The 25,403-nt window shown below is 69.2% G+C and carries 22 protein-coding genes; 6 read left to right on the plus strand and 16 right to left on the minus strand.

Features of this window, described 5'->3' with window-relative positions:
• Window positions 1-4: 4 nt before the first annotated feature.
• From AC1RQG_RS24025 to pal, 6 genes are all read right to left on the minus strand, one after another.
• A complete protein-coding gene (locus AC1RQG_RS24025) occupies window positions 5-427 on the minus strand; it encodes a YciI family protein (RefSeq protein WP_493135278.1) in 423 nt (140 codons plus the stop codon).
• A 15-nt stretch (window positions 428-442) separates the two neighbouring features.
• The gene (locus tag AC1RQG_RS24030) at window positions 443-916 is read right to left on the minus strand and encodes a VOC family protein (protein ID WP_493135279.1); all 474 of its coding nucleotides are present in this window, start codon (window positions 914-916) and stop codon (window positions 443-445) included.
• Between the two features lie 187 nt (window positions 917-1,103).
• Window positions 1,104-2,813, minus strand: coding sequence for a ClcB-like voltage-gated chloride channel protein (locus AC1RQG_RS24035; RefSeq protein WP_493135281.1), 1,710 nt, complete (start codon window positions 2,811-2,813; stop codon window positions 1,104-1,106).
• Window positions 2,810-4,117 carry an ATP-binding protein gene (locus AC1RQG_RS24040; protein ID WP_493135283.1) on the minus strand — a complete coding sequence of 436 codons (1,308 nt, stop codon included), beginning with the start codon at window positions 4,115-4,117 and terminating at the stop codon, window positions 2,810-2,812. Before AC1RQG_RS24040 ends, AC1RQG_RS24035 begins: the two co-directional genes overlap by 4 nt.
• Entirely contained in the window at window positions 4,114-4,776 is a 663-nt protein-coding gene (locus tag AC1RQG_RS24045; RefSeq protein WP_493135285.1) for a response regulator, read from the minus strand. Before AC1RQG_RS24045 ends, AC1RQG_RS24040 begins: the two co-directional genes overlap by 4 nt.
• Window positions 4,777-4,934: 158 nt before the next feature.
• Window positions 4,935-5,447 carry a peptidoglycan-associated lipoprotein Pal gene (pal, locus tag AC1RQG_RS24050; RefSeq protein ID WP_493135287.1) on the minus strand — a complete coding sequence of 171 codons (513 nt, stop codon included), beginning with the start codon at window positions 5,445-5,447 and terminating at the stop codon, window positions 4,935-4,937.
• Between the two features lie 302 nt (window positions 5,448-5,749).
• Between pal and pstS the strand changes: the two genes are divergently transcribed.
• On the plus strand, window positions 5,750-6,793 hold the full coding sequence (pstS, locus tag AC1RQG_RS24055) for a phosphate ABC transporter substrate-binding protein PstS (RefSeq protein ID WP_493135289.1): 1,044 nt from the start codon (window positions 5,750-5,752) through the stop codon (window positions 6,791-6,793).
• A gap of 46 nt (window positions 6,794-6,839) precedes the next feature.
• Here the strand turns inward: pstS and AC1RQG_RS24060 are convergent, their stop codons facing one another.
• Entirely contained in the window at window positions 6,840-8,303 is a 1,464-nt protein-coding gene (locus AC1RQG_RS24060) for a sigma-54 interaction domain-containing protein (RefSeq protein WP_493135291.1), read from the minus strand.
• Between the two features lie 265 nt (window positions 8,304-8,568).
• Here AC1RQG_RS24060 and AC1RQG_RS24065 point away from each other — a divergent pair, with 265 nt between their 5' ends.
• The 3 genes from AC1RQG_RS24065 to AC1RQG_RS24075 all read left to right on the plus strand — a co-directional run bounded on the left by AC1RQG_RS24065 (window position 8,569) and on the right by AC1RQG_RS24075 (window position 12,038).
• Complete coding sequence (locus AC1RQG_RS24065) at window positions 8,569-9,453, plus strand: MBL fold metallo-hydrolase (protein WP_493135293.1); 885 nt, start codon at window positions 8,569-8,571, stop codon at window positions 9,451-9,453.
• 37 nt (window positions 9,454-9,490) lie between these two features.
• Complete coding sequence (locus AC1RQG_RS24070) at window positions 9,491-11,161, plus strand: bifunctional protein tyrosine phosphatase family protein/NAD(P)/FAD-dependent oxidoreductase (RefSeq protein ID WP_493135295.1); 1,671 nt, start codon at window positions 9,491-9,493, stop codon at window positions 11,159-11,161.
• Between the two features lie 79 nt (window positions 11,162-11,240).
• Complete coding sequence (locus AC1RQG_RS24075) at window positions 11,241-12,038, plus strand: sulfite exporter TauE/SafE family protein (protein ID WP_493135297.1); 798 nt, start codon at window positions 11,241-11,243, stop codon at window positions 12,036-12,038.
• A 13-nt stretch (window positions 12,039-12,051) separates the two neighbouring features.
• Here the strand turns inward: AC1RQG_RS24075 and AC1RQG_RS24080 are convergent, their stop codons facing one another.
• From AC1RQG_RS24080 to AC1RQG_RS24120, 9 genes are all read right to left on the minus strand, one after another.
• Window positions 12,052-13,062 (minus strand): aldose epimerase family protein, encoded by a 1,011-nt coding sequence (locus AC1RQG_RS24080; protein WP_493135299.1) that lies wholly within the window; start codon window positions 13,060-13,062, stop codon window positions 12,052-12,054.
• A gap of 9 nt (window positions 13,063-13,071) precedes the next feature.
• Complete coding sequence (locus AC1RQG_RS24085) at window positions 13,072-14,298, minus strand: XylR family transcriptional regulator (RefSeq protein WP_493135301.1); 1,227 nt, start codon at window positions 14,296-14,298, stop codon at window positions 13,072-13,074.
• 32 nt (window positions 14,299-14,330) lie between these two features.
• Window positions 14,331-15,473: a sugar ABC transporter permease gene (locus AC1RQG_RS24090; protein WP_493135303.1), complete on the minus strand. Its 1,143-nt coding sequence runs from the start codon at window positions 15,471-15,473 to the stop codon at window positions 14,331-14,333.
• Complete coding sequence (xylG, locus tag AC1RQG_RS24095; RefSeq protein WP_493135305.1) at window positions 15,470-17,023, minus strand: D-xylose ABC transporter ATP-binding protein; 1,554 nt, start codon at window positions 17,021-17,023, stop codon at window positions 15,470-15,472. The genes AC1RQG_RS24090 and xylG overlap by 4 nt, the downstream gene beginning before the upstream one ends.
• Window positions 17,024-17,167: 144 nt before the next feature.
• Window positions 17,168-18,145: a D-xylose ABC transporter substrate-binding protein gene (xylF, locus tag AC1RQG_RS24100; RefSeq protein WP_493135385.1), complete on the minus strand. Its 978-nt coding sequence runs from the start codon at window positions 18,143-18,145 to the stop codon at window positions 17,168-17,170.
• 127 nt (window positions 18,146-18,272) lie between these two features.
• Window positions 18,273-20,111, minus strand: a complete 1,839-nt coding sequence (locus AC1RQG_RS24105; protein ID WP_493135307.1) for an IlvD/Edd family dehydratase — start codon at window positions 20,109-20,111, stop codon at window positions 18,273-18,275.
• Window positions 20,112-20,120: 9 nt separating this feature from the next.
• The gene (gene xylB, locus AC1RQG_RS24110; RefSeq protein WP_493135309.1) at window positions 20,121-20,888 is read right to left on the minus strand and encodes a D-xylose 1-dehydrogenase; all 768 of its coding nucleotides are present in this window, start codon (window positions 20,886-20,888) and stop codon (window positions 20,121-20,123) included.
• A gap of 67 nt (window positions 20,889-20,955) precedes the next feature.
• Complete coding sequence (locus AC1RQG_RS24115; protein ID WP_493135311.1) at window positions 20,956-22,149, minus strand: fumarylacetoacetate hydrolase family protein; 1,194 nt, start codon at window positions 22,147-22,149, stop codon at window positions 20,956-20,958.
• Window positions 22,150-22,355: 206 nt separating this feature from the next.
• A complete protein-coding gene (locus AC1RQG_RS24120; RefSeq protein ID WP_493135313.1) occupies window positions 22,356-23,288 on the minus strand; it encodes a LysR family transcriptional regulator in 933 nt (310 codons plus the stop codon).
• Window positions 23,289-23,394: 106 nt separating this feature from the next.
• On the opposite strand from AC1RQG_RS24120, the gene AC1RQG_RS24125 reads away from it, so the two are divergent.
• Both AC1RQG_RS24125 and AC1RQG_RS24130 read left to right on the plus strand, forming a co-directional pair.
• On the plus strand, window positions 23,395-24,393 hold the full coding sequence (locus AC1RQG_RS24125) for an NAD-dependent epimerase/dehydratase family protein (protein ID WP_493135315.1): 999 nt from the start codon (window positions 23,395-23,397) through the stop codon (window positions 24,391-24,393).
• Window positions 24,394-24,481: 88 nt separating this feature from the next.
• Entirely contained in the window at window positions 24,482-25,375 is an 894-nt protein-coding gene (locus AC1RQG_RS24130) for a LysR family transcriptional regulator (RefSeq protein WP_493135317.1), read from the plus strand.
• Window positions 25,376-25,403 lie beyond the last annotated feature (28 nt).

Below are 25,403 nucleotides of genomic sequence, written 5' to 3' on the forward strand. Positions count from 1 at the left end.
GCCGTCACGCGTGCGCCAGCTGGGCGCGCATGCGTTCCTCCTGCGCGCACAGTTCCGGCGTGACCACGTCACCGAAATCCTCCATCTCGAACACCTGGCGGATTTCGATCTCGGAGTCGCCTTCGAACGGATTCGGACAGCGCCGCACCCACTCGATCGCCTCCTCCTTCGACTTGACCTGGATCAGCCAGAAACCGGCGATCAGCTCCTTGGTTTCCGCGAACGGGCCGTCGACCACGGTGCGCTTGTTGCCTTCGAACTTCACGCGCGCGCCGCGCGCACTGGGATGCAGCCCTTCGGCCGCCAGCAGCACACCGGCGTTGACCAGCTGTTCGTTGTACTTGCCCATCTCGCTCAGCAGCTGCTGGCTGGGCATCTTGCCGGCCTCGGAATCGGCCGTCGCTTTCACAATGATCATGAATCGCATCGCATTTCCCTCCGCTCAGGACGCTTGCCGCGGCATGTTGGCCAAGCCTTCCCCGATCTGCTCGGGCGTCAGGTCGCGCTTGTGGGTGGCGATCGACCAGTGGTGGCCGAACGGATCGGTCAGCGCGCCGTAACGGTCGCCCCAGAACATGTCGGCCACCGCCATCCTGACGGTGGCGCCAGCCTTCACAGCCTGCTCGAACGTGGCGTCGACGTCGTTCACGTACAGGTGGATGGTGACGGGCGAGCCCTTGAGCGCCAGCGGGCCGAAACCGCCGCACTGGGGCGCCGCGTCGCACAGCATCAGCGCGGAATCGCCGATGCGCAGCTGGGCATGCACGATCTTGCCGTCGGGACCGGGCAGGCGGCCCAGTTCCACGGCGTTGAACGCTTGCTTGTAGAACGCGATGGCCTCGGCCGCGCCTTCGCAGAACAGGTGGGGGGTGATGGTGTGCATTCCTTCGGGAATGGGACGTACTGGTGCAGTCATGGTGTTCTCCTTGAGTGTCGATGTGGGGAGCAGAACGATCCGGTGTCTGGTTCAGGCACGCGCCGGAAGATTCGTACTCTACCCCCACGACGAGCGAACACGCTTCAAATCGACATCATTTTTTTATTTTTTTGAGAATATTTTCAGACAATTGGATTTGCCCAGGACAAAGCGCCACTAACCCCGCTCAACCGCCCGCGACCGGATCGCGGAACAGCAGCACCAGATCGGTCTTGGTCAGATAGCCGAGCAGATGGCCGGCCCCGTCCAGCACCGGCAAGCGCTCACCCGGATGGGTGGCGAACGTCTCCATCACCTGCCAGGCCGGCGCCGTGTCGCGCACGCGCGGGTAGTCGGCGCGCAGCAAGGCCGGCGGCCACGGCGCGTCCAGCGCGGCGCCGGCCGCCAGCAGCGGCGCGCAATCGTGCAGCGAGACGGCGCCCGCGAACACGCCCTCGGCGTCCACCACATACACATGCTGCCAGCGGCGGCGCTGGAACAGGGCCGCCAGCTCGCCCATGCTGGCGCCGAGGCCGATCACGGGCGGGTCGGAGCACAGCAGGTCGGACGCCATGGCCAGCATGGGCGCATGCTGCGCGCGGCCCGCGCCGGACGCGTAGATGGAGCGCGCATGCAGCACGCGCGAGATGGTGTAGGCCAGCACGCAGGCGGCCATCAGCGGCACCACCACGCTGTAGCTTTCCGTCATCTCGAACAGCATCAGCACCGACATCAGCGGCGCATGCGTGCAGGCGGCCAGGAAGGCGCCCATGCCGACGGCCACGGCGGCCGGCACCGGGATCAGGCCGGGCCACAACGCATGCATGACGCCGCCGCACAGCGCGCCCAGCACGGCGCCGGCGAACAGCGTGGGCGTGAAGATGCCGCCCACGGCGCCCGAGCCCGTGGTGGCGGCCACCGCCAGCAGCTTGAACGCCAGCACCGCCAGCAAGGCCTGCCACACCCAGCCGCCCTGCAGGATGGCGTTGACAACGCTGTAGCCATTGCCCCACACGGCCGGCTGGGCCAGCGACAGCAGCCCGACCAGCAGACCGCCCACGCCCAGCTTGCACCACAAGGGGGCTTGCCAGCGGCCGAACAGGCCGCGCGCGCCGTCCAGCAGCGCCAGGTACGGCGGCGCCAGCAGGCCGGCCAGCACGCCCACGGCGGCCAGCGCCAGCGTGGCCGCGCCATGGCCGAGCAGCAGCGGCGGCATGTGGTAGGCCGGCGCGAAATCGGTCAGGCTGCCGACCACCACGTTGGCCGCCACGGCCGCCACGATCAGCGGCCCCAGGCTCTCGATGGCCAGCGAGCGCAGCACGATCTCGGCCACGAACATGGCACCGGCGATGGGCGCGTTGTAGGCGGTGGCGATGCCGGCCGCCGCGCCGCAGGCCACGTACAGGCGCCGGCGCGGCACGGGCACGTTGCGCCAGCGTCCGATCAGCGCGCCGCACAGGGCGGCCAGTTGCACCATCGGCCCTTCGCGGCCGATGGCGCCGCCGCTGGCCACGGTGGCGGCCGACGACAACGCCCGCAGCAGCGAGGCGCGCGCGCCCAGGTCGCCGCTGCCCAGCGCCACCGCCTCCATGTAGTCGCCGCCCTTGTCGCGCTCGGGCTGGCGCCGCGCCCACGCCAGCAGCAGGCCGGCCAGCACGCCGCCCACGGCCGGCGCCAGCATGCGCTGCCACGGCGGCAGGCCGGTGGCGATGTGCACCAGGCTGCCGCTGCGGTCGCCATAGACCAGCCATTCGACCAGCAGGATGGCGCTGCGGAAGCCGATCGTGGCCAGCGCGCCCAGCACGCCGATGGCGCCGGCCACGACCAGCGTGCGCTGCGCGGCCAGCGGCCGCAAGCGCTCCAGCAGCGCGTCGCGCCAGCGCGCCGGCCCGCTCATGGCGGCGCCGGCTGGAACAGCACTTTCACCACCAGCCCGCCGTGCGCGGAATTGCGCAGTTCCAGCACCGCGCCCAGGTGGTCGACGACGGCCTGCACGATGGCCAGCCCCAGGCCGCTGCCGTTCTCGCCCGTGCCGGGCACGCGGTAGAAGCGGTCCGTCACGCGCGCCAGGTCGGCGGCCGGGATGCCGGGGCCGGAGTCGGCGATGGTCAGCACGCCCTGCGCGCCGCGCCGTTCGACGCCGATGGTGACGGCGCCGTGGGCCGGCGTGTAGCGCACCGCGTTGTCGAGCAGGTTGCGCAGCAGGATCATCAGGCTGTCGGCGTCGGCCCGCACGGCCACCGGCGAGGCGTCGAGGAAGCTCAGCTCCACGCCCTTGCCGCTGGCGTACGGCGCCACCTCGGCGATGGCGGCGCTGGCGTACTGCACCAGGTCCACGCTGGCGTCGCCGGCGTTGGCCTGGCTCAGCGCGTCCTGGCGGGCCAGCCCCAGCAGCTGTTCCACCATGCGGCTGCTGCGCGCGATGGCGCCGCCCAGCGCGGCCAGCGAGGCCTTGCGGGCCGCCTCCGGCTGGCTGCGCCCCAGCATCTGGATCTGCACCTGCAGCACCGTCAGCGGCGAGCGCAGCTCGTGGGCCGCGTCGGCCACGAACTGGCGCTGCGAGGCGATGGCGTCGCGCACCTTGCGCAGCAATTCGTTGATGGCGTCGATCAGCGGCATGATCTCGCGCGGCGCGCGCGCGCTGTCGACCTGCTCGAGCGCGTTGGCGTCGCGCTGGGCGATCTGCTGCTGCACCGCCTCCAGCGGGCGCAGCGCCACCGACACCAGCCACCACATGGCGGCCGGCAGCACCACGGCCATCAGCAGGATCGGCCACAGGGTGTTGATGGCCAGCGCGATCGCTTCCTGGCGCCGGGCCGACTGCTTCTGCGCCACCTGCACCAGCCCGCCCTCGAAGGCGGCCGCGTAGATGCGCCATTCGCCGTTGGCCATGGCGACGGTGGAGTAGCCGAGCGCCGCCCGGCCCGGCAGTTCGCGGTGCTCGCGCTGCTGGTAGACGGTCATCTCGTCATGCCTCCAGCGCTGGATCACGAGGTCGTATTCGAGCGGGTATTCGCGGTAGGCTTCCGGCACCTGGCCCTGCATCTGGCCCAGCGTGGCGGCGATGCGCAGCAACTGGGCGTCGAACAGGCGGTTGGTCTGCGCCAGCGAGGCGCTGAAGGTGGCGGCGAACTGGATGCCGCTGGCGGCCACGATCAGCAAACCCAGCAACAGCAGCAGGCGGCTGCGGATGCCGTTCATGTGCTCTTGGGGACCATGTAGCCGAGGCCGCGCACGTTGATGATGGCCTCCGTCCCCAGCTTGCGGCGCAGGCTGTGGATGTGCACCTCGACCACGTTGCTGTCGACGTCGGCCACGCTGCCGTACAGCGCCAGCTCGATCTTGGCGCGCGAGTAGATCATGCCGGGCCGCGCCACCAGCAGGTCGATGATGGCCCACTCCTTGGCCGACAGCGCCACGGCATGGCCGTCGAGCGTGGCCAGGCGCGCGTCCGTGTCCAGCGCCAGGCCGTTGTGCTGGTAGGCCAGCTGCTGGCGGCCGCGCGCGCGCCGCACCAGCGCGCGCACGCGCGCCAGCAGCTCGTCGCAGTCGAACGGCTTGACGAGGTAATCGTCGGCGCCCGCGTTCAGCCCCTGCACGCGGTCGGCGATGGTGTCGCGCGCCGTCAGGATCAGCACCGGCACGTCGTGGCGCGCGGCGCGCAGCGCCTGCAGCACGTCCAGGCCGTCGCGGCTGGGCAGCGACAGGTCGAGCAGCACGGCGTCGTAGCCGCCGCCATCGAGCAGTTGCTCCGCGCCGGCGCCGTCGCGCCGCCATTCGACCTCGATATCCTCGCTCACGAGCGCCTGGCGCACGCTATCGCCGATCAGGGCGTCGTCTTCAATCAACAGCACTTGCATGGCCGCCTGGCTCCTTCAAAAAAAAACCGGGTTCCGCGCCGTTCCCGGCACGCTGGCGCGTGGCGGGGGCGGGAACCCGGCGGTCTGGCACGGAGGCCCGGTCAGACCGTGGCCTCACACCGCGCGCGCCGCCTGGCGGCCTGCGCGCGGCTGCGACATCAAGGATACACGATGTCGGCGCGACGGTTCTGCGACCAGGCCGCTTCGTTGTGGCCTTCAGCCTTCGGCTTTTCCTTGCCGAAGCTGACCGCCTCAACCTGGGCTTCCTTGGCGCCCTGCACGACCAGCACTTTCTTCACGGCTTCAGCACGCTTCTGGCCCAGCGCCAGGTTGTACTCGGCGCTGCCGCGTTCATCGGAATTGCCTTCCACGCGCACCTTGATGCCGGCGGCGGTGGACAGGAACTTGCCGTGCGCGGTCAGGGCCGTGTTGTACACGGGCTTGACGGTGTAGTTGTCGAAGTCGAAGAACACGCTGCGCTCTTTGTACAGGATGTTGCTTGGATCCTTGTACGGTGGCAGCGCGGCTGCCGGCGCGACCGGAGCGGCCACTGGCTTGGCGGCTACCGGCTGCGGCGCGGCGGCCGGGGCGGCCGGTGCGGCTGGAGGTGGGGTGGTGGCGCAAGCGCCGAGCAGCGCGGCGGCAGCGGCGCACATCAGGATATTTTTCATGGGGGTGGTCATCTAGTTTTGCTTGGTTTTGGATTACGTCCGATTTACCCCACAGCGCGCTTGGCCTTGTGGGCTTCTTATGCCGCCGGCGACTTGCGGCCCCAAATGCGGCCATACCACGGCGCCGTCATTATGCCCAGCCCAGCTTAACTGACACTTAATTTTCTTGCTGCGAGGCATGTTTTCCCCGCGAAATGTGTTTTTTTTGACCACCGGGGACGACGAGGGCCGTTTGTCATTCCATTGTCACAATCCACGCCTAGAATTCGGCGCTTTCCACCCCGTTCCGTAGAGGACTTACCATGCACATCAACACCGTACTGAAGACCATGACCGCCATCATCGGCGCGACCGTTGCCCTGTCCTCCGCTTCGGCCGCCGACATGACCGGCGCCGGCTCGACCTTCGTCTACCCGATCGCCGCCAAATGGGCCGAAGCCTACAAACGCATCAGCGGTAATGGCCTGAACTACCAGTCCATCGGTTCGGGCGCCGGCATCAAGCAGATCAAGGCCAAGACCGTCGACTTCGGCGCCTCCGACATGCCGCTGTCGGCCGAAGAACTGGACAAGGAAGGCCTGGTCCAGTTCCCCGTCATCATGGGCGGCGTGGTGGCCGTGGTCAACCTGGAAGGCGTGGCGCCGGGCCAGCTGAAACTGAACGGCCAGGTGCTGGCCAACATCTACCTGGGCAAGATCACCAAATGGAATGACAGCCAGATCGCCGCCCTGAACGCCGGCGTCAAGCTGCCAGCCGAAGACATCACCGTGGTGCACCGCGCCGACGGTTCGGGCACCTCGTTCCTGTTCACCGACTACCTGTCCAAGGTCGACGCCGAGTTCAAGTCCACCGTGGGCGCCGGCACCGCCGTCAAGTGGCCGGTGGGCGTGGGCGGCAAGGGCAATGAAGGCGTGGCCGCCAACGTGCAGCGCATCAAGGGTTCGATCGGCTACGTGGAATTCGCCTACGCCAAGAAGAACAAGATGGGCTACACCCAGCTCAAGAACAAGGACGGCCAGTTCGTGCAGCCGACCGACGAGACCTTCAAGGCCGCCGCCTCGGGCGCCGACTGGGCCAAGACCCCAGGCTTCGCCGTGGTTGTGACCGACCAGCCGGGCAAAGCCGCCTGGCCGATCACGGGCGCCACCTTCGTGCTGATGCACAAGACCCAGGCCGACGCCGCCAAGGGCAAGGAAGTGCTGAAGTTCCTCGACTGGGCCTACAAGAACGGCGCCGGCATGGCCAGCGAACTCGATTACATCCCGATGCCAGCCCCGGTCGTGACGCTGATCGAAGGCGCATGGAAGATGCAGATCAAGGACAGCACCGCCAAAGCCATCTGGTAATCTGACTTTTTGAAGTACCGCCGGCAAGGGCTGGCCTGGACTAGTTTCAGGCCAGCCCTTGCGCTTTCAGGCGCCGGTACAAGGTGCGCTCGCTCAGGCCCAGGTGGGCCGCCAGTTCGGCGCGGGTGCCGCGAAAGTCCGCCACGGCGCGGGCGAAGTCGGCGGCGTTGTCCACGGCGCCACGCGCGCCCGCGCCCGCGCCCGGGTGCGCAGGCGCATGCGCGTGTGCGTGCGCGTGCGCGTCTGCGTGTGCGTGCGCGTGCGCGGGTGCCGGTGGCGACGCCAACGCCGGCGCCGTCGTGCCCGGCGCCGGCGCCGGCACGGGAAGGTCGAACTGCGCCGGCTCGTCCCAGTGCGGCAGATGGGCCGCGCGGATCTTGCCATCGTCGGCGAACAGGCGTGCCCGTTCCAGCACGTTGCGCAGCTCGCGGATATTGCCCGGCCAGTCATGGCGCTGCAACGCTTCCAGCGCGTCGGGCTCGATGGTCAGGCGCGCCTGGCCCGGCGCGGCACGCTGCAGGAACGAGTGCACGAGCAGCGGAATGTCGTCGCGCCGCTCGCGCAGCGCCGGCAGCCGGATCGGGAACGCGCTGATGCGGTAGTACAGGTCGGCCCGGAACAAACCCTGCGCCATCATCTGCCGCAGCGGTTTGTGGGTGGCCGCCACCAGCCGGAAATTGGCGTGCTGGGTGTCGATGCCGCCCACCCGGCGGTAGGTGCCCGACTCGATCAGCCGCAGCAGCTTGACCTGCATGGCCAGCGGCACGTCGCCTATCTCGTCGAGGAACAGCGTGCCGCCCTGCGCCGTTTCCACCAATCCCTGCTTGCGCGCCGTGGCGCCCGTGAAGGCGCCCTTCTCGTGGCCGAACAACTCGCTCTCGAACAGCGTCTCCGTCAAGCCCGAACAGTCGACCACCACGAACGGCCCGCTGGCGCGGTCGCTGGCCTCGTGCACGGCGCGCGCGAACAACTCCTTGCCGGTGCCCGATTCGCCCAGCAGCAGCACCGGCAGCATGGACGGCGCCACCCGCTGCAGCGCCGCCAGCGCCGCGTTGAAGGCGGCCGAGCGCCCCACCAGCCCCGCGCCGCTGGGACGGGCCGACGCGCTGCGCACCAGCGTCAAGCGCTCGACATAGGCGGCGATCTCGCCGTGCGCGTCGAGGATGGGGCGCAGCTCCACCTCCACGTGCTCCGGCCCGCGCGGCGTGTGATGGATGTGCAGCACCCGGTCCGGCCCGCGCGACAGGCGCGCCTGGCGCATCGGACAATGCTCGCCGGCCTGGTCGCACGGCACGTCGTAATGGTGCGAGACGCGGAAGCACTTCTGCCCCAGGTACGGCGTATCGACGCTGCCGAACTGGCGCTGGTAGGCGATGTTGGCGGCCAGGATGTTGTAATCGGGATCGAGCACGATCATGGGCTGGGCCTCGTGCTGCAGGAACGACACCAGCGCCTGCACCTGCGGCACGTTGGGCATGGCTTCAGCGGCGATCGGGATAATGGGGTGCATGGCGGCTCCGGACAATGACGCTACTGTGCCACAGATCGGCCGGCACTGCCACGCGACCGCCAAATCACCGCCACAAGCACTGCCAAACCCGGAAAAACGGGCTGCCAACGCGTCGGTGGCAGCGCCATGGCCGGCGCCGCGCCCACACCGCCATCCGCGTTTTCCTTGATTTTAATCAATGACTTATCCCGGAAAATTGACCCAAATGTACCGTTGGCATGCAAATTGCACTTAGTACGTCATCATTTTTCCAAGGAGACCGGCCATGTCCACCAACGCCCAGCTGCAAGTCGAAGGCTTTTTCGACCCTGCCACCTCGACCGTCAGCTACCTGCTGCTCGACGCCGCCAGCAAGCAGTGCGCGCTGGTCGACAGCGTGCTCGATTACGATCACAAATCCGGCCGCACCTCCACCCATTCGGCCGACCGCCTGATCGAACGCGTGCGCGCACTGGGCGCGACCGTGCAATGGATACTGGAAACCCACGTGCACGCCGACCACCTGTCGGCCGCGCCCTACCTGCAGCAGCAGCTGGGCGGCCAGATCGGCATCGGCAAGATGGTGACGACGGTGCAGCAAGTGTTCGGCAAACTGTTCAACGCCGGCGCCGACTTGTGCCGCGACGGCAGCCAGTTCGACCACCTGTTCGCCGACGGCGACACGTTCGCGGTGGGCGGCCTGCAATGCCGCGCCCTGCACACGCCCGGCCACACGCCGGCCTGCATGAGCTATGTGGTCACGGACGGCCGCCAGACCGGCGTGTTCGTCGGCGACACGCTGTTCATGCCCGACTACGGCACGGCCCGTTGCGACTTCCCCGGCGGCGACGCGCGCACCCTGTACCACTCGATCAACCGCGTGCTCAGCATGCCGGCCGACACGCTGCTCTACATGTGCCACGACTACAAGCCGGGCGGGCGCGAGGTGCAGTTCATCAGCACCGTGGCCGACCAGCGCGAACTGAACATCCACGTGCGCAACGGCATCAGCGAAGACGAGTTCGTGGCCATGCGCAGCGCGCGCGACGCCACGCTCGACATGCCGGCGCTGCTGCTGCCGTCGGTGCAGGTCAACATGCGCGCCGGCCACTTCCCCGAGCCGGAAGACAACGGCATGCGCTACCTGAAAATTCCCCTGAACGCGCTGTGACGCGCGCTTCAGCCTGACATAGCACGGAGACACCCCCATGACCAAACAACAACTGGCGCCCGGCCTCGCGGTGGCGCCCCAGATCCAGCCCGACGACGTGGCGCAACTGGCGCGCGAAGGCTTCCGCACCATCATCTGCAACCGCCCCGACGGCGAGGCCGGCGACCAGCCCGTGTTCGCCCAGATCGCCCAGGCGGCGCGCGAACATGGCCTCGAAGCCCATTACCTGCCGGCCGAATCGGGCAAGGTCAGCGACGAACAGGGCATCGCCTTCGGCCAGTTGCTGGCCAGCGTGCCCAAGCCGGTGCTGGCCTACTGCCGCACGGGCATGCGCTCGACCACCATGTGGGCGCTGTCGCAATCGGCCAGCCAGCCGCTGCCCCAGTTGCTGGCCGCCGCCGCGGCCGCCGGCTACGACCTGAAAGGCGTGGTGCGCCGCATCGCCAACCAGGGCCGCACGCCGGTCGAAGTGGCGGAGGCCGAACACGCGGTGGTCATCATCGGCGGCGGCGCGGCCGGCATCGCCACGGCCGCCAGCCTGCTGGCGCGCGCGCCGGAACTGGACGTGGCCATCATCGACCCGGCCGACGTCCATTACTACCAGCCCGGCTGGACGCTGGTGGGCGCCGGCGTGTTCGACGCCGCCTCCACGGCGCGCACCATGGCCTCCACCATCCCGCGCGGCGTGCACTGGATCAAGGCGGCCGTGGCCGCGTTCGAACCGGAGCGCAACGCCGTGATCCTGGACGGCTGCCGCGTGGTGCGCTACCAGCACCTGGTGGTGTGCCCCGGCCTGAAGTTGAACTGGGCCGGCGTGGACGGCCTGGCCGACACGCTGGGCCGCAACGGCGTCACGTCCAACTACCTGTACCACCTGGCGCCGTACACGTGGCAGCAGATCCAGCTGCTGCGCGGCGGCCGCGCGCTGTTCACCCAGCCGCCCATGCCGATCAAGTGCGCCGGCGCGCCGCAGAAGGCCATGTACCTGGCGGCCGACTACTGGCGCCGCCAGGGCCGGCTCGACAGCATCGACATCGACTTCTGCAGCGCCGGCGCGGCCCTGTTCGGCGTGGCCGACTACGTGCCGGCCCTGATGGAATACGTGCAGCAGTACGACATCCACCTGCGCCTGGGCGAGACGCTGACGGCCGTGGACGGCCCGGCCAAGCGCGCCACGTTCACGCGCGCGCGGGCCGACGGCAGCAAGGAAGTCATCACGCGCGAATTCGACATGCTGCACGCCGTGCCGCCGCAGATCGCGCCCGACTTCGTGCGCGTGAGCCCGCTGGCCGACGCGGCCGGCTGGGTCGAGGTCGATCCCGGCACGCTGCGCCACAAGCGCTACCCCAATGTGTACGGTCTGGGCGACGCGGCCAACACCACCAACGCCAAGACGGCGGCGGCGGCCCGCAAGCAGGCGCCGGTCGTGGCGCACAACGTGCTCAACGCCATGGGCAAGCAAAACGGCATCGCCCAGTACGACGGCTACGGTTCCTGCCCGCTGACGGTGGAACGGGGCAAGATCGTGCTGGCCGAATTCACGTATGGCGGCAAGGTGGCGCCGAGCTTCCCGCGCTGGCTGATCGACGGCACCCGCCCGTCCCGCCTGGCGTGGCTGCTCAAGGAACGGATCATGCCGCCGCTGTACTGGAAAGGCATGCTCAAGGGACACGAATGGCTGGCCACGCCGGAGTTGACGGATAAATGAACGCGCACCTGTCACGCGGTCCGAGCGCGCGCCGCACGCCCGGGCCCGCCCCCCTGCCGCACCCGCTGACGGAGGCGATATGCTGACCACCTTATTGCTGGGCCTCGGCGTTGGCATCATCCTGGCGCTGACGGGCGCCGGCGGCGGCATCCTGGCCGTGCCGGCGCTGGTGTTCGGCGCCCACCTGAGCATGGCGCAGGCCGGCCCGGTCGGCCTGCTGGCCGTGGGCCTGGCCGCCGCGCTGGGCGCCGTGCTCGGACTGAAGGCGGGCACGGTGCGCTACCGCGCGGCCACGCTGATGGCCGGCGCCGGCATCGTGTGCGCGCCGGCCGGCCTGTGGCTGGCCCAGCGCAGCCCGAACCGTCCGCTCAGCATCGCCTTCGCCCTGATCCTGCTGTACGTGGCGTGGCGCAGCTACCGCCGCACGCTGCCCTCGGCCACGCCGCCCGAACAGCACACGCTGCCGCCGTCGTGCCAGACGGACGGCATGCGCGGCCGCCTGATCTGGACCGCCCCGTGCGCGCGCGCGCTGACCATGACGGGCATGGTGGCCGGCACGCTCTCGGGCCTGTTGGGTGTGGGCGGCGGCTTCGTGATGGTGCCGGCGCTGCAACGCTACACGGACCTGCGCATGCAATCGGTGGTGGCCACCTCGCTGGCCGTGATCGCGCTCGTGTCGATTTCAGGCGTGACCGCCAGCGCGCTGGCCGGCCACCTGCAATGGGCCGTGGCCCTGCCCTTCTCCGCCGGCGCCATCGCCGGCATGCTGGGCGGCCGCGCCCTGGCCGCGCGTCTTGCCGGCCCCGTGCTGCAACGCGGTTTCGCGCTGCTGTCGGCCGCCGTGGCGGTGGCGATGATCGTCAAGGCGGCGGGCTGACCCGGTCGCGCGTTCAACGTCCCGCCTGCACGCCGAGCCGGTACACCGTCGTCTGGCGGTACGACCGCCCCGGCCGCAGCACCACGGCCGCCATGGCCGGGCCGTTGATCTGGTTCGGATACGCCTGCGCCTCCAGGCAGAAGCCGTCGTGGATGCGATACGGCCGCCCCGCCTTGCCCGGCACGCCGGCGAGGAAATTGCCACTGTAGAACTGCAGACCGGGCTCGGTGGTGCTGACCGTCAATTCGCGCCCCGACGCCGGGTCCAGCACCCAGGCCACCTCGCGCAGCGCGCCGGCCGCGCCCAGGCAATAGCAGTGGTCGAACCCGCCGTGCGGCGCCAGTTGCGGCTCCGGCCAGCCCAGCCGCGCGCCGATGGGCGCCGCGTGGCGGAAATCGAAGGCGCTGCCGGCCACCGGCGCGGGCGGGCCGAGCGGTATCAGTTCATCATCGACGGGCAGATAGTGGTCGGCGGCGATGCGCAGCAAGTGGTCGCCGATGCCCGCCGCGCCACCGTTCAGGTTGAAATAGCCGTGCGAGGTCAGGCTGACCGGCGTCGGCGCGTCGGTGCCGGCCGTGTAGGCGATGCTCAGGCTGCCGTCGTCGTCGAGCCGGTAGCGCACCCGCACGTCGAGGTTGCCCGGATAGCCGCCCGCGCCGTCCGGCGACAGGTGGCGCAGCAGCAGGCCGCCGTCGTCCGGCTCGGCCTGCCAACGCGCCAGGTGCAGTCCGACACGCCCGCCGTGCAGATGGTGGGCGCCGTCGTTGCGTTCAAGCCGGTGCTGCCTGCCGTCGAGCGTAAAGGCGGCGCCGGCGATGCGGTTGGCGCAGCGCCCCAGCAGCGCGCCGAAATACGGCGCGTTGGCCGCGTAGCCCTGCTCATCCGGGAAACCCAGCAGCACATCGGCCAGCTTGCCGTAGCGGTCGGGCGCGTGCCAGCTGCGCAGGGTGCCGCCGAGCGCGCTGATGGTCACGCGCATGCCGGCCGCGTTGCGCAGGGTGTACAGGTCGGAGGAGATCGTCATGGGCGCTCTTCAGGCTGAGGGAATCAGGGGGCTGGGGTCGGGCGCGGCGGCGGCGCGCTCCTGGCGCTCTTGGCGCTCTTGATACTCGCGCGGCGTGCAACCGAGCTCGCGCTTGAACACGGCGTGCAGATACTGGACCGTGGTGAAGCCGCAACCGACGGCGATGTCGGCGATGTTGCCGCCTTCGCGCGCCAGCATGGCCTTGGCCGCGTCGAGCTTGAAGCGGAGGATCTCGTCGTGCACGCTGCGCCCCAGCTCCTGGCGGAAATGCGACTCCAGCGAGGAGCGCGACACGCCCACGTAATCGGCCACCTGCCCGGTCTTGATGCCCTGGCAAGCGTACTGGCGGATGAAGTGGCGCGCCTGCATCACGTGCGGGTGGTGGCATGGCTGGTGGTTGCTGGAGGCCAGCACGTTGAGGCCGGCCGGCGGCACCAGGATGCGGGTGCCGTCCAGCCGCGCGCCGTTCAGCATCTGGTGCAGCAGGTGGGCGGCGGTGCGGCCCATCTCGTGGGTGCCCTGGATCACCGAGCTGAGCGGGATGCGGGTCAGCATGCGCGCCATCGGGTCGTTGTCGATGCCGATCACGGCCACCTGCTCGGGCACGGCGATGCCGGCCCGCATGCAGGCCTGCATCAGCTGGCGCGCCCGCGCGTCGCTGACGGCGATGATGCCGATCGGCTTGGGCAGGCTGTGCAGCCACGCGATCTGGCCCTCGACCGCCTCGTCCCACGACGGCGCGCTGGTGCTCACGCCACGGTAGACCAGCGGCGCGAGGCGGTCGCGCCGCATCAGGGCGCAATAGGCCTGCTCGCGCTGCTGGGCCCAGCGGTTGACGGCCGCCTCGGGCAGGCTGAAGCAGGCGAAGCGGCTCAGGCCCGCCTCGATCAGGTGCTCGTAGGCCAGCTTGATCAGTTTGAAGTTGTCGGTCGCCACATAGGGCACCCGCGCCGGATAGTCGGCCGGGTCCTGGTAGGAGCCGCCCACGGCCACCACCGGCAGCGCCGTGCGCTCCAGCGCCGCGCACACGGCCGGATCGTCGAAGTCGGCGATGATGCCGTCGCCGCGCCAGCGTTCGATGCCCGGCAGGCGGCAGCGGAAATCCTCCTCCAGGTACAGGTCCCACGACACGCGCGTGCTGTTCAGATAGGCGGCGATGCCGGCGATGATCTCGCGGTCATAGATCTTGTTGCCGTTGAACAGCAAGGCGATCGTGTGCGCGGTGGGCATCTTCATGGCTTGTCTCCCGGTGGCGGCCTGGCGGCCGGTCAGCGGCGGGCCGTCCGCGTGCTGACGTCGACCCACACCGCGATCGTGAGAATACTGCCTTTGACGATCATCTGCCAGTAAGTGTCGACGTCGAGCATCGACATGCCGTTGTCGAGGCTGGCCATGACCAGCGCGCCGATCAGCGCGCCATAGACGGTGCCGGCCCCGCCGCGCATCGAGGTGCCGCCGATGAAGCAGGCGGCGATGGCGTCCAGCTCGCTGAAGGTGCCGGCCGAGGGCGAACCGGCGGCCAGCCGGCCGGTGTTGATCAGCCCGGCCAGCGCGCACATCAGCCCCATGATGCCGAAGATCCACAGCTTGACGGCGCGCACGTCGATGCCCGACAGGCGGGTCGCCTCCATATTGCTGCCGACGGCGTAGATGCGGCGGCCGAACACGGTCTGCGTGGTCATGTAGGTGAACCCGCCCAGCAGCGCCAGCAGCAACAGCACCGGCAGCGGTATGCCCTCGTAGTCGTTCAGGGTGCGGATGAAGGCCAGCAGCAGCACGCCCGTCAGCAGCACGCGGGCGGCGTCGCGCCACAGCGGCGGCTGCGCCAGCCCGTGCAGGGCGCGGCCGGCGCGCCGGCGCCAAGCCAGCACGCAGGCCAGCGCGAACAGCGCCCAGCCCAGCGCCACGCCGGCCGATGCCGGCAGATAGGCCTGGCCCAGCTGCACCAGGCCGTTCGAGACGGGCGCCACCGTGATGCCGCCCGTCACGCCCAGCAGCACGCCACGGTAGGTCAGCATGCCGCCCAGGCCGACGATGAAGGACGGGATGCCACGGTAGGCGGTCAGATAGCCGTTGAACAGCCCCACCAGCAGGCCGCAGGCCAGCACCAGCGCCAGATTCAGGGCCAGCGGCAGGTGCTGGCCGACGTCGAGCACGGCGGCCACGCCGCCCAGCAGCCCCAGCAGCGAGCCGACCGACAGGTCGATCTCGCCGGCGATAATCACCAGCACCATGCCGCAGGCCAGGATGCCGGTGACCGACATCTGCCGCAGCAGGTTGGACAGGTTGCGCGGCGAGACGAAGCCGCCCTCCGTCTTGATGTAGAAAAAGGCCCAGATCACGGCGATGGCGATCCCCAGCGCCAGCATCTTGTACTGGCTGAACATTTGTTTGACGTTGTAGTTCTTCATGCCTTCTTTTCCATTTCCTCATTGACGGCCGCCTGGTCCAGCGCGGCGGCCAGCACCATTTCCTGCGTCAAGCCCTGGTTGACGAAGTCGCCCCGCAGGCGGCCCTCGCCCATCACCAGCACGCGGTCCGACACGCCCAGCACCTCGGCCAGCTCGGACGACACCATGATGATGGCCACCCCTTGCGCCGCCAGTTCCAGCATCAGCTTGTAGATCTCGTACTTGGCGCCCACGTCGACCCCGCGCGTGGGCTCGTCGAGGATCAGCACCCGGGGCCGCGTCAGCAGCATCTTGGCCAGCACCGCCTTTTGCTGGTTGCCGCCCGACAGGCTGGTGATCGGCAAGGCGGGACTGGCCGTCTTCAGCGCCAGTTGCGCGATCTGTTCGCGCACCACGCCGCCCTCGGCATTTCCGTCGATCCGGGTGGCGCGCACGAAGCGCCCCAGCACCGCCAGCGTGATGTTCTGGCCGACGTCGAGATCGGCCACGATGCCGTGCTGCTTGCGGTCCTCCGGCACCAGCGCCAGACCGGCACGGATCGCCTTCATGGGCGTGCTGCTGTCGATCCGCCGTCCGTCCAGCCACACCTGCGCCTCGCAGCGCCCCGGATAGGCGCCGAACAACGCGGACACCAGCTCGGTGCGGCCGGCGCCAACCAGGCCGGCCACGCCGAGGATCTCGCCACGGCGCAACGAGAACGAGACGTCGTCCACGCGCTTGCGGCGCGGATTGTCGACGTCATAGCAGGTCACGTTGCGCGCCTCGAACAGCAATTCGCCCGGCGTGTGGTGCGCCGGCGGATACATCTGGCTCATCTCGCGCCCAACCATCTGGGCGATGATGCGCTCGACGTTCATGTCGCGCATCGGCGTGGTGGCGATATGCTGGCCGTCGCGGATGACGACGATGGTGTCGCAGATGGCCGCCACCTCGTCGAGCTTGTGCGAGATGTAGATGCAGGTGACGCCCTTGGCCTTGAGCGCGGCGATCAGCTCCAGCAGCACGGCGATCTCGGACGCCGTCAGCGACGACGAGGGCTCGTCCAGGATCAGCAGCTTGGCGTCCTTGTTGAGCGCCTTGGCGATCTCCACCAGCTGCTGGTGGCCGCCGCCATATTGCATCACCGGCAGCGCCACGTTCATGTCGGGGATCCTCAATTCGCGCAGCAGTTCGTCGGCGCGGCGGTACATGGCCGGATAATCCATGCGGCCGCCCGGCAGCGTCAGTTCGCGGCCCATGAAGATGTTCTCTGCCACCGACAACTGCGGCACCAGCATCAGCTCCTGGTGGATGATGACGATGCCGGCTGCCTCGGTGTCGCGGATCGACTGCGCGCGCAGCGGCTGGCCGCGCCACAGGATCTCGCCGTCCCAGCTGCCGTGCGGGTAGACGCCGGACAGCACTTTCATCAGGGTCGACTTGCCGGCGCCGTTCTCGCCGCACAAGCCGATGCACTCGCCGGGCCGGACTTTGATGTCGATCCCGTTGAGCGCGCGGACACCGCCAAATTGCTTGACGATGCCCTTCATTTCGAGCAAATAATCGGACATGCTGACTCTCGCAGAATACGTGGACGCGGGGCCGCCTGGACGCGCGCGGACGCGGCGGACGGACAGCCGCCGGCCGCGCCGGCCACCACGCCGGCGATCAGGCGCGGCGCGCCCAGGCGTGGCCGGGCCGCGCGCCGGGGATGCTTATTGCGCGCTGATCTGGGCCTTGGTGTAGAAGCCGTCGTCCACCAGCAGGTTGACGTTGGCCTTGGTCAGCGGGGTCGGTTTGAGCAGCACGGTACTGACCTGTTTCAGGCCATTGTCGTAGTGCGCGTTGTAGTCCGGCTTTTCGCTGCGCGCCAGTTGCACGGCCAGCTTGGCCGCTTCCGAGGCGATGGTCTTGAGTGGCTTGTAGACCGTCATCGCCTGGGTGCCGGCGATGACGCGCTTGACCGCCGCCAGGTCGGCGTCCTGGCCCGAGACGGGCACCTTGCCGCTCAGCTTCTGGGCCGCCAACGCCTGGATCGCGCCGCCGGCGGTGCCATCGTTGGAGGCGACGATGGCGTCGATCTTGTTGTTGTTGGCCGTCAGCGCGTTCTCGACGATGGACAAGGCCTCGGTGGCGCTCCAGTCCTTCACCCATTGCTGACCGACGATCTTGATGTCGCCTTTGTCGATGTAGGGCTTCAGCACCTTCATCTGTCCTTCGCGCAGCATCTTGGCGTTGTTGTCGGTCGGCGAGCCGCCCAGCAGGTAGTAATTGCCCTTGGGCCGCACCTTGGTCACGCCCTCGGCCTGCATTTCACCGACCTTCTCATTGTCGAACGAGATGTAGGCGTCGATGTCGGCGTTCAGGATCAGGCGGTCGTACGACAGCACCTTGATGCCGGCCTTCTTCGCCTCCTTGACCGTGTTGTTGAGCACCGTGGCGTTGAATGGCACGATCACCAGCACGTCCACGCCGCGCGAGATCAGGTTCTCGATCTGCGAGATCTGGCGCTGCTCGCTGGCGTCGGCCGACTGCACGTACACCTTGGCGCCCAGCTTCTCGGCCGAGGCGATGAAGAAATCGCGGTCGCGCGTCCAGCGCTCGACACGCAGGTCGTCGATCGAAAAGCCGATCTTGGGATGCTTGGCGTCGGCGCTGGCGCCGCCGCTGGCGCAAACCATCAAGACGGTCATGGCGGAAAGGATGGCGGTGCTGAACATCTTTTTCATTGCTTGTCTCCTGGAGGTTTTTATTGACTACGGGTGCTGCGGGGTGCTGCGGTGCTGCAGGTAAGGCGGAAGCGAATGCGGGTGCGTGACGTCAGTGGTTATGGCGCGGCAGGTGCTGCCCCACCGCGCGGTACTGCAAGGCCGGTTCAAGGCAGGCGCCGGTTTCCAGCTGGCCGACCGTGGCGCGGTAGATCTCCTGCCACGGCGTCTGGCTGGGCGGCACCGGCGGCGACGGCTCGCTGCGGCGGCGGGCCAGTTCGGCGTCGTCGACCAGCATGTCGCAGCGGCCCCGGTTCAGGTCGACCCGGATCATGTCGCCGCTGCGCAGGTAAGCCAGGCCGCCGCCAGCGGCACTCTCGGGCGACGCATTCAGGATCGACGGGCTGTCCGAGGTGCCGGACTGGCGGCCGTCGCCCAGCGTGGGCAGGTTCATCACGCCACGCCTGACCAGCGCGTCCGGTGGCTGCATGTTGACCACCTCGGCCGAGCCGGGCCAGCCGAGCGGGCCGGCGCCGCGCATCACGAGGATGCATTGCTCGTCGATGGCCAGCGCCGGGTCGTTGATGCGGGCGTGGTAGTCGGCCGAACCCTCGAACACCACGGCGCGCGCCTCGAACACGCCCTCGCTGCCCGGCGTGCTCAGATAACGGGCCCGGAACTGGTCGGAGATGACGCTGGTCTTCATGATCGCGAAATCGAACAGGTTGCCGCGCAGCGCCAGGAAGCCGGCCCGCTCCTGCAATGGCGCCGCATAGGGGCGCACCATCTCGCGGTCGCCGCTTGCGCGTCCGGCCAGATTCTCGGCCATGGTCCTGCCGGTGACGGTGGGCCGTCCGGCGCGCAGGCGACCGGCCTGCAGCAATTCCCACATCACGGCCGGCACGCCGCCGGCGCGGTGGAAGCGCTCACCCAGGTATTTGCCGGCCGGCTGCATGTTCAGCAGCAGCGGCACGTCGTAACCGTATGCCATCCAGTCGTCCGACTCCAGCGTCACGCCGGCGTGGCGGGCCATCGCCATCAGGTGCGGCTGCGCGTTGGTGGAGCCGCCGATGGCGGCGTTGACGACGATGGCGTCGAGGAAGGCGTCGCGCGTCAGGATCGCCGACGGCCGCAGGTCGCTGCGCGCCATCTCGACGATGCGCCGTCCCGTCTCGTAGGCGATCTGGCCCCGTTCGCGGTAGGGCGCGGGGATCGCCGCGCAGCCGGTCAGCGACATGCCCAGCACCTCGGCCAGCGCGTTCATGGTGGAGGCCGTGCCCATAGTGTTGCAGTGGCCGGCCGACGGCGCCGAGGCGGCCGCGATGTCGAGGAATTTTTCGCCGTCGATCTCGCCGGCCGCCATCTGACGCCGGCCCTTCCAGATCGCGGCGCCGGAGCCGACCAGTTCACCATCCAGCCAGCCGTCGAGCATGGGGCCGCCCGACAGCACGATGGCGGGGATATCGACCGTGGCGGCGGCCATCAACTGGGCCGGCGTGGTCTTGTCGCAGCCGGTGGTGAGCACCACCGCGTCGATCGGATAGCCGTGCAGGATTTCGACCAGCCCCAGATAGGCCAGGTTGCGGTCCAGCGCGGCCGTGGGACGGCGGCAGTTCTCGAAGATGGGGTGGAGCGGGAATTCCATCGGGATGCCGCCGGCGTCGCGGATGCCGTCGCGCACCCGCTTGGCCAGCTCCAGGTGGATGCGGTTGCAGGGACTGAGGTCGCTGCCGCTCTGGGCGATGCCGATCACGGGCCGGCCCGAGCGCAGCTCCGCCGCCGTGACGCCGTAGTTCATGAATCGTTCCAGGTACAGCGCGGTCAGGTCGATATGCTCGGGATTGTCGAACCAGTCCTGCGAGCGGTAGCGCCGCTGCGCCGACTGACCTGTACCCGCGCCCCGGTTGCCGTCCTGGCCGGCCGGCGTGGTGTGGTTGTGATCTTGCTTCATCGCCGTTCCTTACGCACCGTACCAGCCAGCATCGACGAAGTAATTGCGTCCGGTGCAGCGTGCGGCGTTGTCCGAGGCGAGGAACAGCGCCAGCGCCGCCACGTCCTCCGGTTCCACGCGCTGCTTCAGGCACTGGCCGGCCAGGATCAGCTGCTCCGCCTCCGGCGTGTGCCACAACTCGGTCTGGCGCGGCGTGCGCACGGCGCCGGGGATGATGCAGTTGACACGCACGTTGTCGGCGCCAAGGTCGCGCGCGAGGCCGTGCGTCAGGCCCTCGATGCCGGCCTTGGCCGTCATGTACAGCGCCAGCCGCGCCTGCGCCAGATGCCAGGAGATCGAGCCCAGGTTCAGGATCGCGCCGCCGCCGGCCCGCCGCATGCCCGGCGCCACCGCCTGCGCGCAGAAGAACTGGTGGCGCAGATTGACGGCCATGCGCTCGTCCCAGTAGGCCGGGGTGACGTCGGCGATCTGGTGGCGGTCGTCGTTGGCCGCGTTGTTGATCAACACATCGATCGCGCCGAGGTCGCGCTCGATGGTGGCGAAGGTGGCGGCCAGCTGGTCGAGGTCCATCAGGTTGCAGTGCATGAAGCGCGGCGCGCAGGTGGCGTCGGCCAGGCTCGCGGCCAGCGCGCGCGCGGGCGCGTCGGCGATGTCGAGGAAGACCACCTCGGCGCCCTGCGCGGCGAAGGCTTCGACGATGGCGGCACCGATGCCGGTGCCGCCGCCGGTGATGACGACGCGCTTGCGCGCCAGGCTGGGATAACTAGCGTAAATCATTGCTCTCTTTCGTTTCGGGTGGTGTGCTGAATTTTGTGATGGCCTGTGCGCCGGGCCACGTGCCCGGCTACCGGCGCACGAACGGCGGCAGGCCGCGCCGCGCCAGGCTGGCGTACAGGGCGCGTACGCCATCGGTCCACGGCGCGATGGCGTCGCTGCGCTGCACGTGGTTGACCAGCGCGCCCAGCGAAGCGGTGGCGATCGTGACCCGGTCGCCGAGATGGTGGGTGAAACCGGCGCCGCCGGCGTCGCGGTCCTGGATCGGCGAGAACATGGTGCCGAGGAACAGCATGAAACCATCAGGATATTGATGGTGGCGGCCCAGCACCTGCCCCACCAGGTCGAGCGGGTCGCGGCTGATCTCGCGCATGTAGCTGGCGCCCTCGAGGCGGAAATCGTCGTCGGCGCCTTCGATCACCAGGCGCACTTCCGCCGAGCGTATGGAATCGAGCGTGAAGCGGTCGTCGAACAGGCGGATGAAGGGGCCGATCGCACAGGAGCCGTTGTTGTCCTTGGCCTTGCCGAGCAACAGCGCGCTGCGGCCCTCGATGTCGCGCAGGTTGACGTCGTTGCCCAGCGTGGCGCCCAGCACGCGGCCGGCGCTGCTCACCGCCAGCACAATCTCTGGCTCGGGGTTGTTCCACTGCGAATCCGGATGCAGGCCGACGTCGGCGCCGCAGCCCACGGCGGACATGGGCTGCGACTTGGTGAACACCTCGGCATCGACGCCGATGCCCACTTCCATGTACTGGGACCAGGCGCCGCGCCGCTGCAGCTCGCGCTTCAATTGCAGCGCCGCGTCCGAGCCGGGCCGCAGCGCCGACAGGTCGGCGCCCAGGGTCTGCTGCAGGGCGGCGCGCAGCGCGGCGGCGCGGGCCGCGTCGCCGCCGGCCTGCTCCTCGATCACGCGTTCGAGCAGGCTGACGGCGAAGGTCACGCCGCAGGCCTTGATCGCCTGCAGGTCGCAAGGCGCCAGCAGACGGGTTGCGCCGGCTTCGGAGCGCCCCGCCAGGGCGTCGTCGAGCAGCGCCAGCACCGGGCCCAGCGACTCGCCGGCGGCGTCGCGGGCCAGCGCCAGCGGGTCCGGGCTGTCGAGCAGGTCGGACATGGTGGGCGCCGCCGCCGTGATGTCGAACACCTCGCCGCCGCGCACCGCGACCACGCATGGCCCCTGCACCGAACCGCCGCGCCAGACCCGTCCAACAAGGACTGCGTGGTGCGCATCGGTGGGGAGCAAGGCGGCGGGAGATAGTCTTTTCATCGTCGTTCCGGTAGGCGGGTAAATGGTGAAGATGCCGCGCTGGATGCGGGGATCGGAACGATTGTGCCCGCCGGGTGGGGGTGGGGCAATTATGAAATTCACCAATCCGTGTCATGATTATTGCGGCCTGCGGGCCATGAGGACGATGGATGGATGAACGCCGGCAGGGGTGCCGGCGCGGCGCCGGAGACGGCGACGGACGAGGATTATTTTCGCGGAACGCGACGGCGGAGAGCCGGCGCGGACGGCCCCGCGACGTAGGCCGACAAGCCCTCGGCCAGCGCGGCGAACGTCACCGCGCAGCGCGGGCTGTCGCGCAAGTCTTCATGCATGGCCAGCCAGGTGTCCAGTTCGACGGCGAACGCCTTGGGCAGCAGGCGCACCAGTTGCGGATCGCGCGCGGCCAGCGCCGTATGGCACACGCCGATGCCGTAGCCGGCCCGGATCGCCGCCAGCTGCGCCAGATCGCTGTCGGCGCGCAGCGCGAAACGGGAACGCGCCATCATGGGGAACCGCTGGCGCAGGCGGCGCAAGTACTCGGTCTCATGGTCATAGCCGATCAGGCTATGGCCGGCCAGGTCGTCCATGCTGGCCGGCACGCCGTGCGCCTCCAGATAATCACGCCGCGCATGCAAGCCCAGTTCCACCGCGCCGATGCGGCGCGCGACCAGCGCATCCTGGGTCGGACGCACCATGCGCACGGCGATATCGGCTTCCCGCAACAGCAGGTCGTCGAGCCGGTTCGACAGCCTCAGTTCCACCGTCAGCGCTGGATACTCCGCGCGCAGCCGGGGCAGGATGGGCGGCAACACCTCGACCCCGATCACCTCGCTGGCCGTGACGCGCACCGTGCCGCGCACGCCCTCGCCCTGCCCGCTGGCCACGCGGCGCAGCGCGGCCGCACTGGCGGCCAGGGATTGCGCATAGGGCTCCAACGCCAGCGCCGCCTCGGTCGGGGCGTAGCCGTCGTGCGAACGGGTGAACAAGGTCAGCCCCAGCGCCGTCTCCAGCGCCTCGACATGGCGCCCCACGGTCGGCTGCGTCAACCCCAGCGCGCGGGCGGCGGCCGACAGCGAGCCCTCCTCCAGCACGCCGAGGAAGGAACGGTACCACTGCCAGTCGGGTTCCGTCTGCGCCATGCCCAAGCCCTATTCAAATATGTATAGAGGCCATTCTAATCCAGGCAATTTCGTTTTGACCGGCGAAGCATGAAAATCACCACTCACCCAACCCAAGGAGATCACCATGCAACGCACAGCACTCATTCTCGGCGCCACCGGCGGCATCGGCGGCGCGCTGGCGCAGCGACTGCACCGGGGCGGCTGGCGGATCAAGGCCCTGCACCGCGACGCCACCGCCCGGCAGGCGCAGGCCGGCCATTACCAATGGATACAGGGCGACGCCATGCGGCGCGACGACGTGCTGCAGGCTGCCGAAGGCGCGGCGCTGATCGTCCACGCCGTCAACCCGCCCGGCTACCGCAACTGGGGCGAACTGGTGCTGCCCATGCTGGACAACACCATCGCCGCCGCCCGCAGCGGCGGCGCGCGCATCGTCCTGCCGGGCACCGTGTACAACTACGGCCCGGACGCCTTCCCCGACATCGGCGTCGACGCGCCCCAGCGGCCGCTGACGCGCAAAGGCGCGCTGCGGGCCGCGATGGAGCAGCGGCTGGAGCGCGCCGCCGCCGACGGGGTGCGCAGCCTGATCGTGCGGGCCGGCGACTTCTTCGGCCCCGGCGCGGCCAACAACTGGTTCTCGCAAGGATTGGTGAAGCCCGGCCAGCCGGTGACGACGGTGCGCAATCCCGGCCACGCCGGCATCGGACACCAGTGGGCCTATCTGCCGGACGTGGCCGAGACCATGTACCGGCTGCTGGAACAGGAAGCGCGGCTGGACGCCTTCGCCCGCTACCACATGGACGGACATTGGGACGCCGACGGCATGCAAATGGCGGCGGCGGTCGCGCGCGTCGCCGGCGCGGCGGGCGGCCGATCCGTGCGCATCAAACCGCTGCCCTGGTGGCTGCTGACGGCGCTGGCGCCATTCGTGACCACCCTGCGCGAAATGCAGGAGATGCGCTACCTGTGGCGGCAGCCGCCGCGGCTGGACAACCGCGCCTTGCTGGCGGTCCTGGGCAGTGAACCGCACACGCCACTGGACGAGGCGGTGCACGCCACGCTCGCCGGCCTGGGTTGCCTTACGTACCGGAGCGACGAGCGCGTCGCACGCCGCCAGGCTTAAGGTTCCGCATTGTTCGCCGTCGCCGCGCGCGCGTTCGCGGGCGGCCACACCGTGTATCATCGAAAATTCTTCACATGGGATTTACTGGATGGCCCGCGACAACATCAACGATATTCTCGTGTTCTTAGCCGTCGCGAGGGAGCGCAGCTTCACGCGCGCGGCCGCCAAGCTCGGCATGACGCAATCGGCGCTCAGCCACATTATCCGGTCGCTGGAAAGCCGGTTGGGCGTGCGCCTGCTGACGCGCACCACGCGCAGCGTGTCGCCGACCGAAGCCGGCGAGCGCCTGCTGCAGAATGTGGCGCCGCGCCTGGAGGAGATCGAAGCGGAGATCACCGCCGTCAGCGATCTTGGCGACAAGCCGGCCGGCACCGTGCGCATCACCGCCATCGACCACACGGTCGACGCCATCCTGTGGCCACGCATCGCGCCGCTGCTGCGCGCGCACCCGGACCTGCGCGTGGAGATCAGCTCCGACTACCGTCTGGTCGATATCGCCGCGGAGCGCTACGACATCGGCGTGCGGCATGGCGACCAGGTGGAAAAAGACATGGTGTCGGTGCGCCTGACGGCCGACGTGCCGATGCTGATCGTCGGCTCGCCAGCCTATTTCGAGCACCGACCAAGGCCGGCGTCGCTCGACGATCTGCTGCGCCACAATTGCATCACCCTGCGGCTACCCAGCAGCGGCGGCGTCTATGCGTGGGAGCTAGTGCATGAGGGCCACCCGCTCGAAGCGCGGGTGCGCGGCCAGGCGGTGTTCACCAGCGTCTATCCGATGCTGGACGCCGCGCTGGCCGGCTGCGGACTGGCATTCCTGCCCGACAGCCTGGTGGAAGAACACGTGCGCGCCGGCCGCTTGATCAGCGTGATGGAGGACTGGTGCGCGCCGTTTCAGGGCCTGCATGCTTACTACCCAAGCCGCCGTCACGCCTCGCGCGCACTGGCGCTGGTGATCGAGGCGATCCGCCACAAAGGCTAGGACGATGGCGGCCGCGCAACGGGGATGC

The sequence above is a fragment of the Rugamonas sp. GW822-FHT03B10 genome (genome assembly GCF_058801745.1).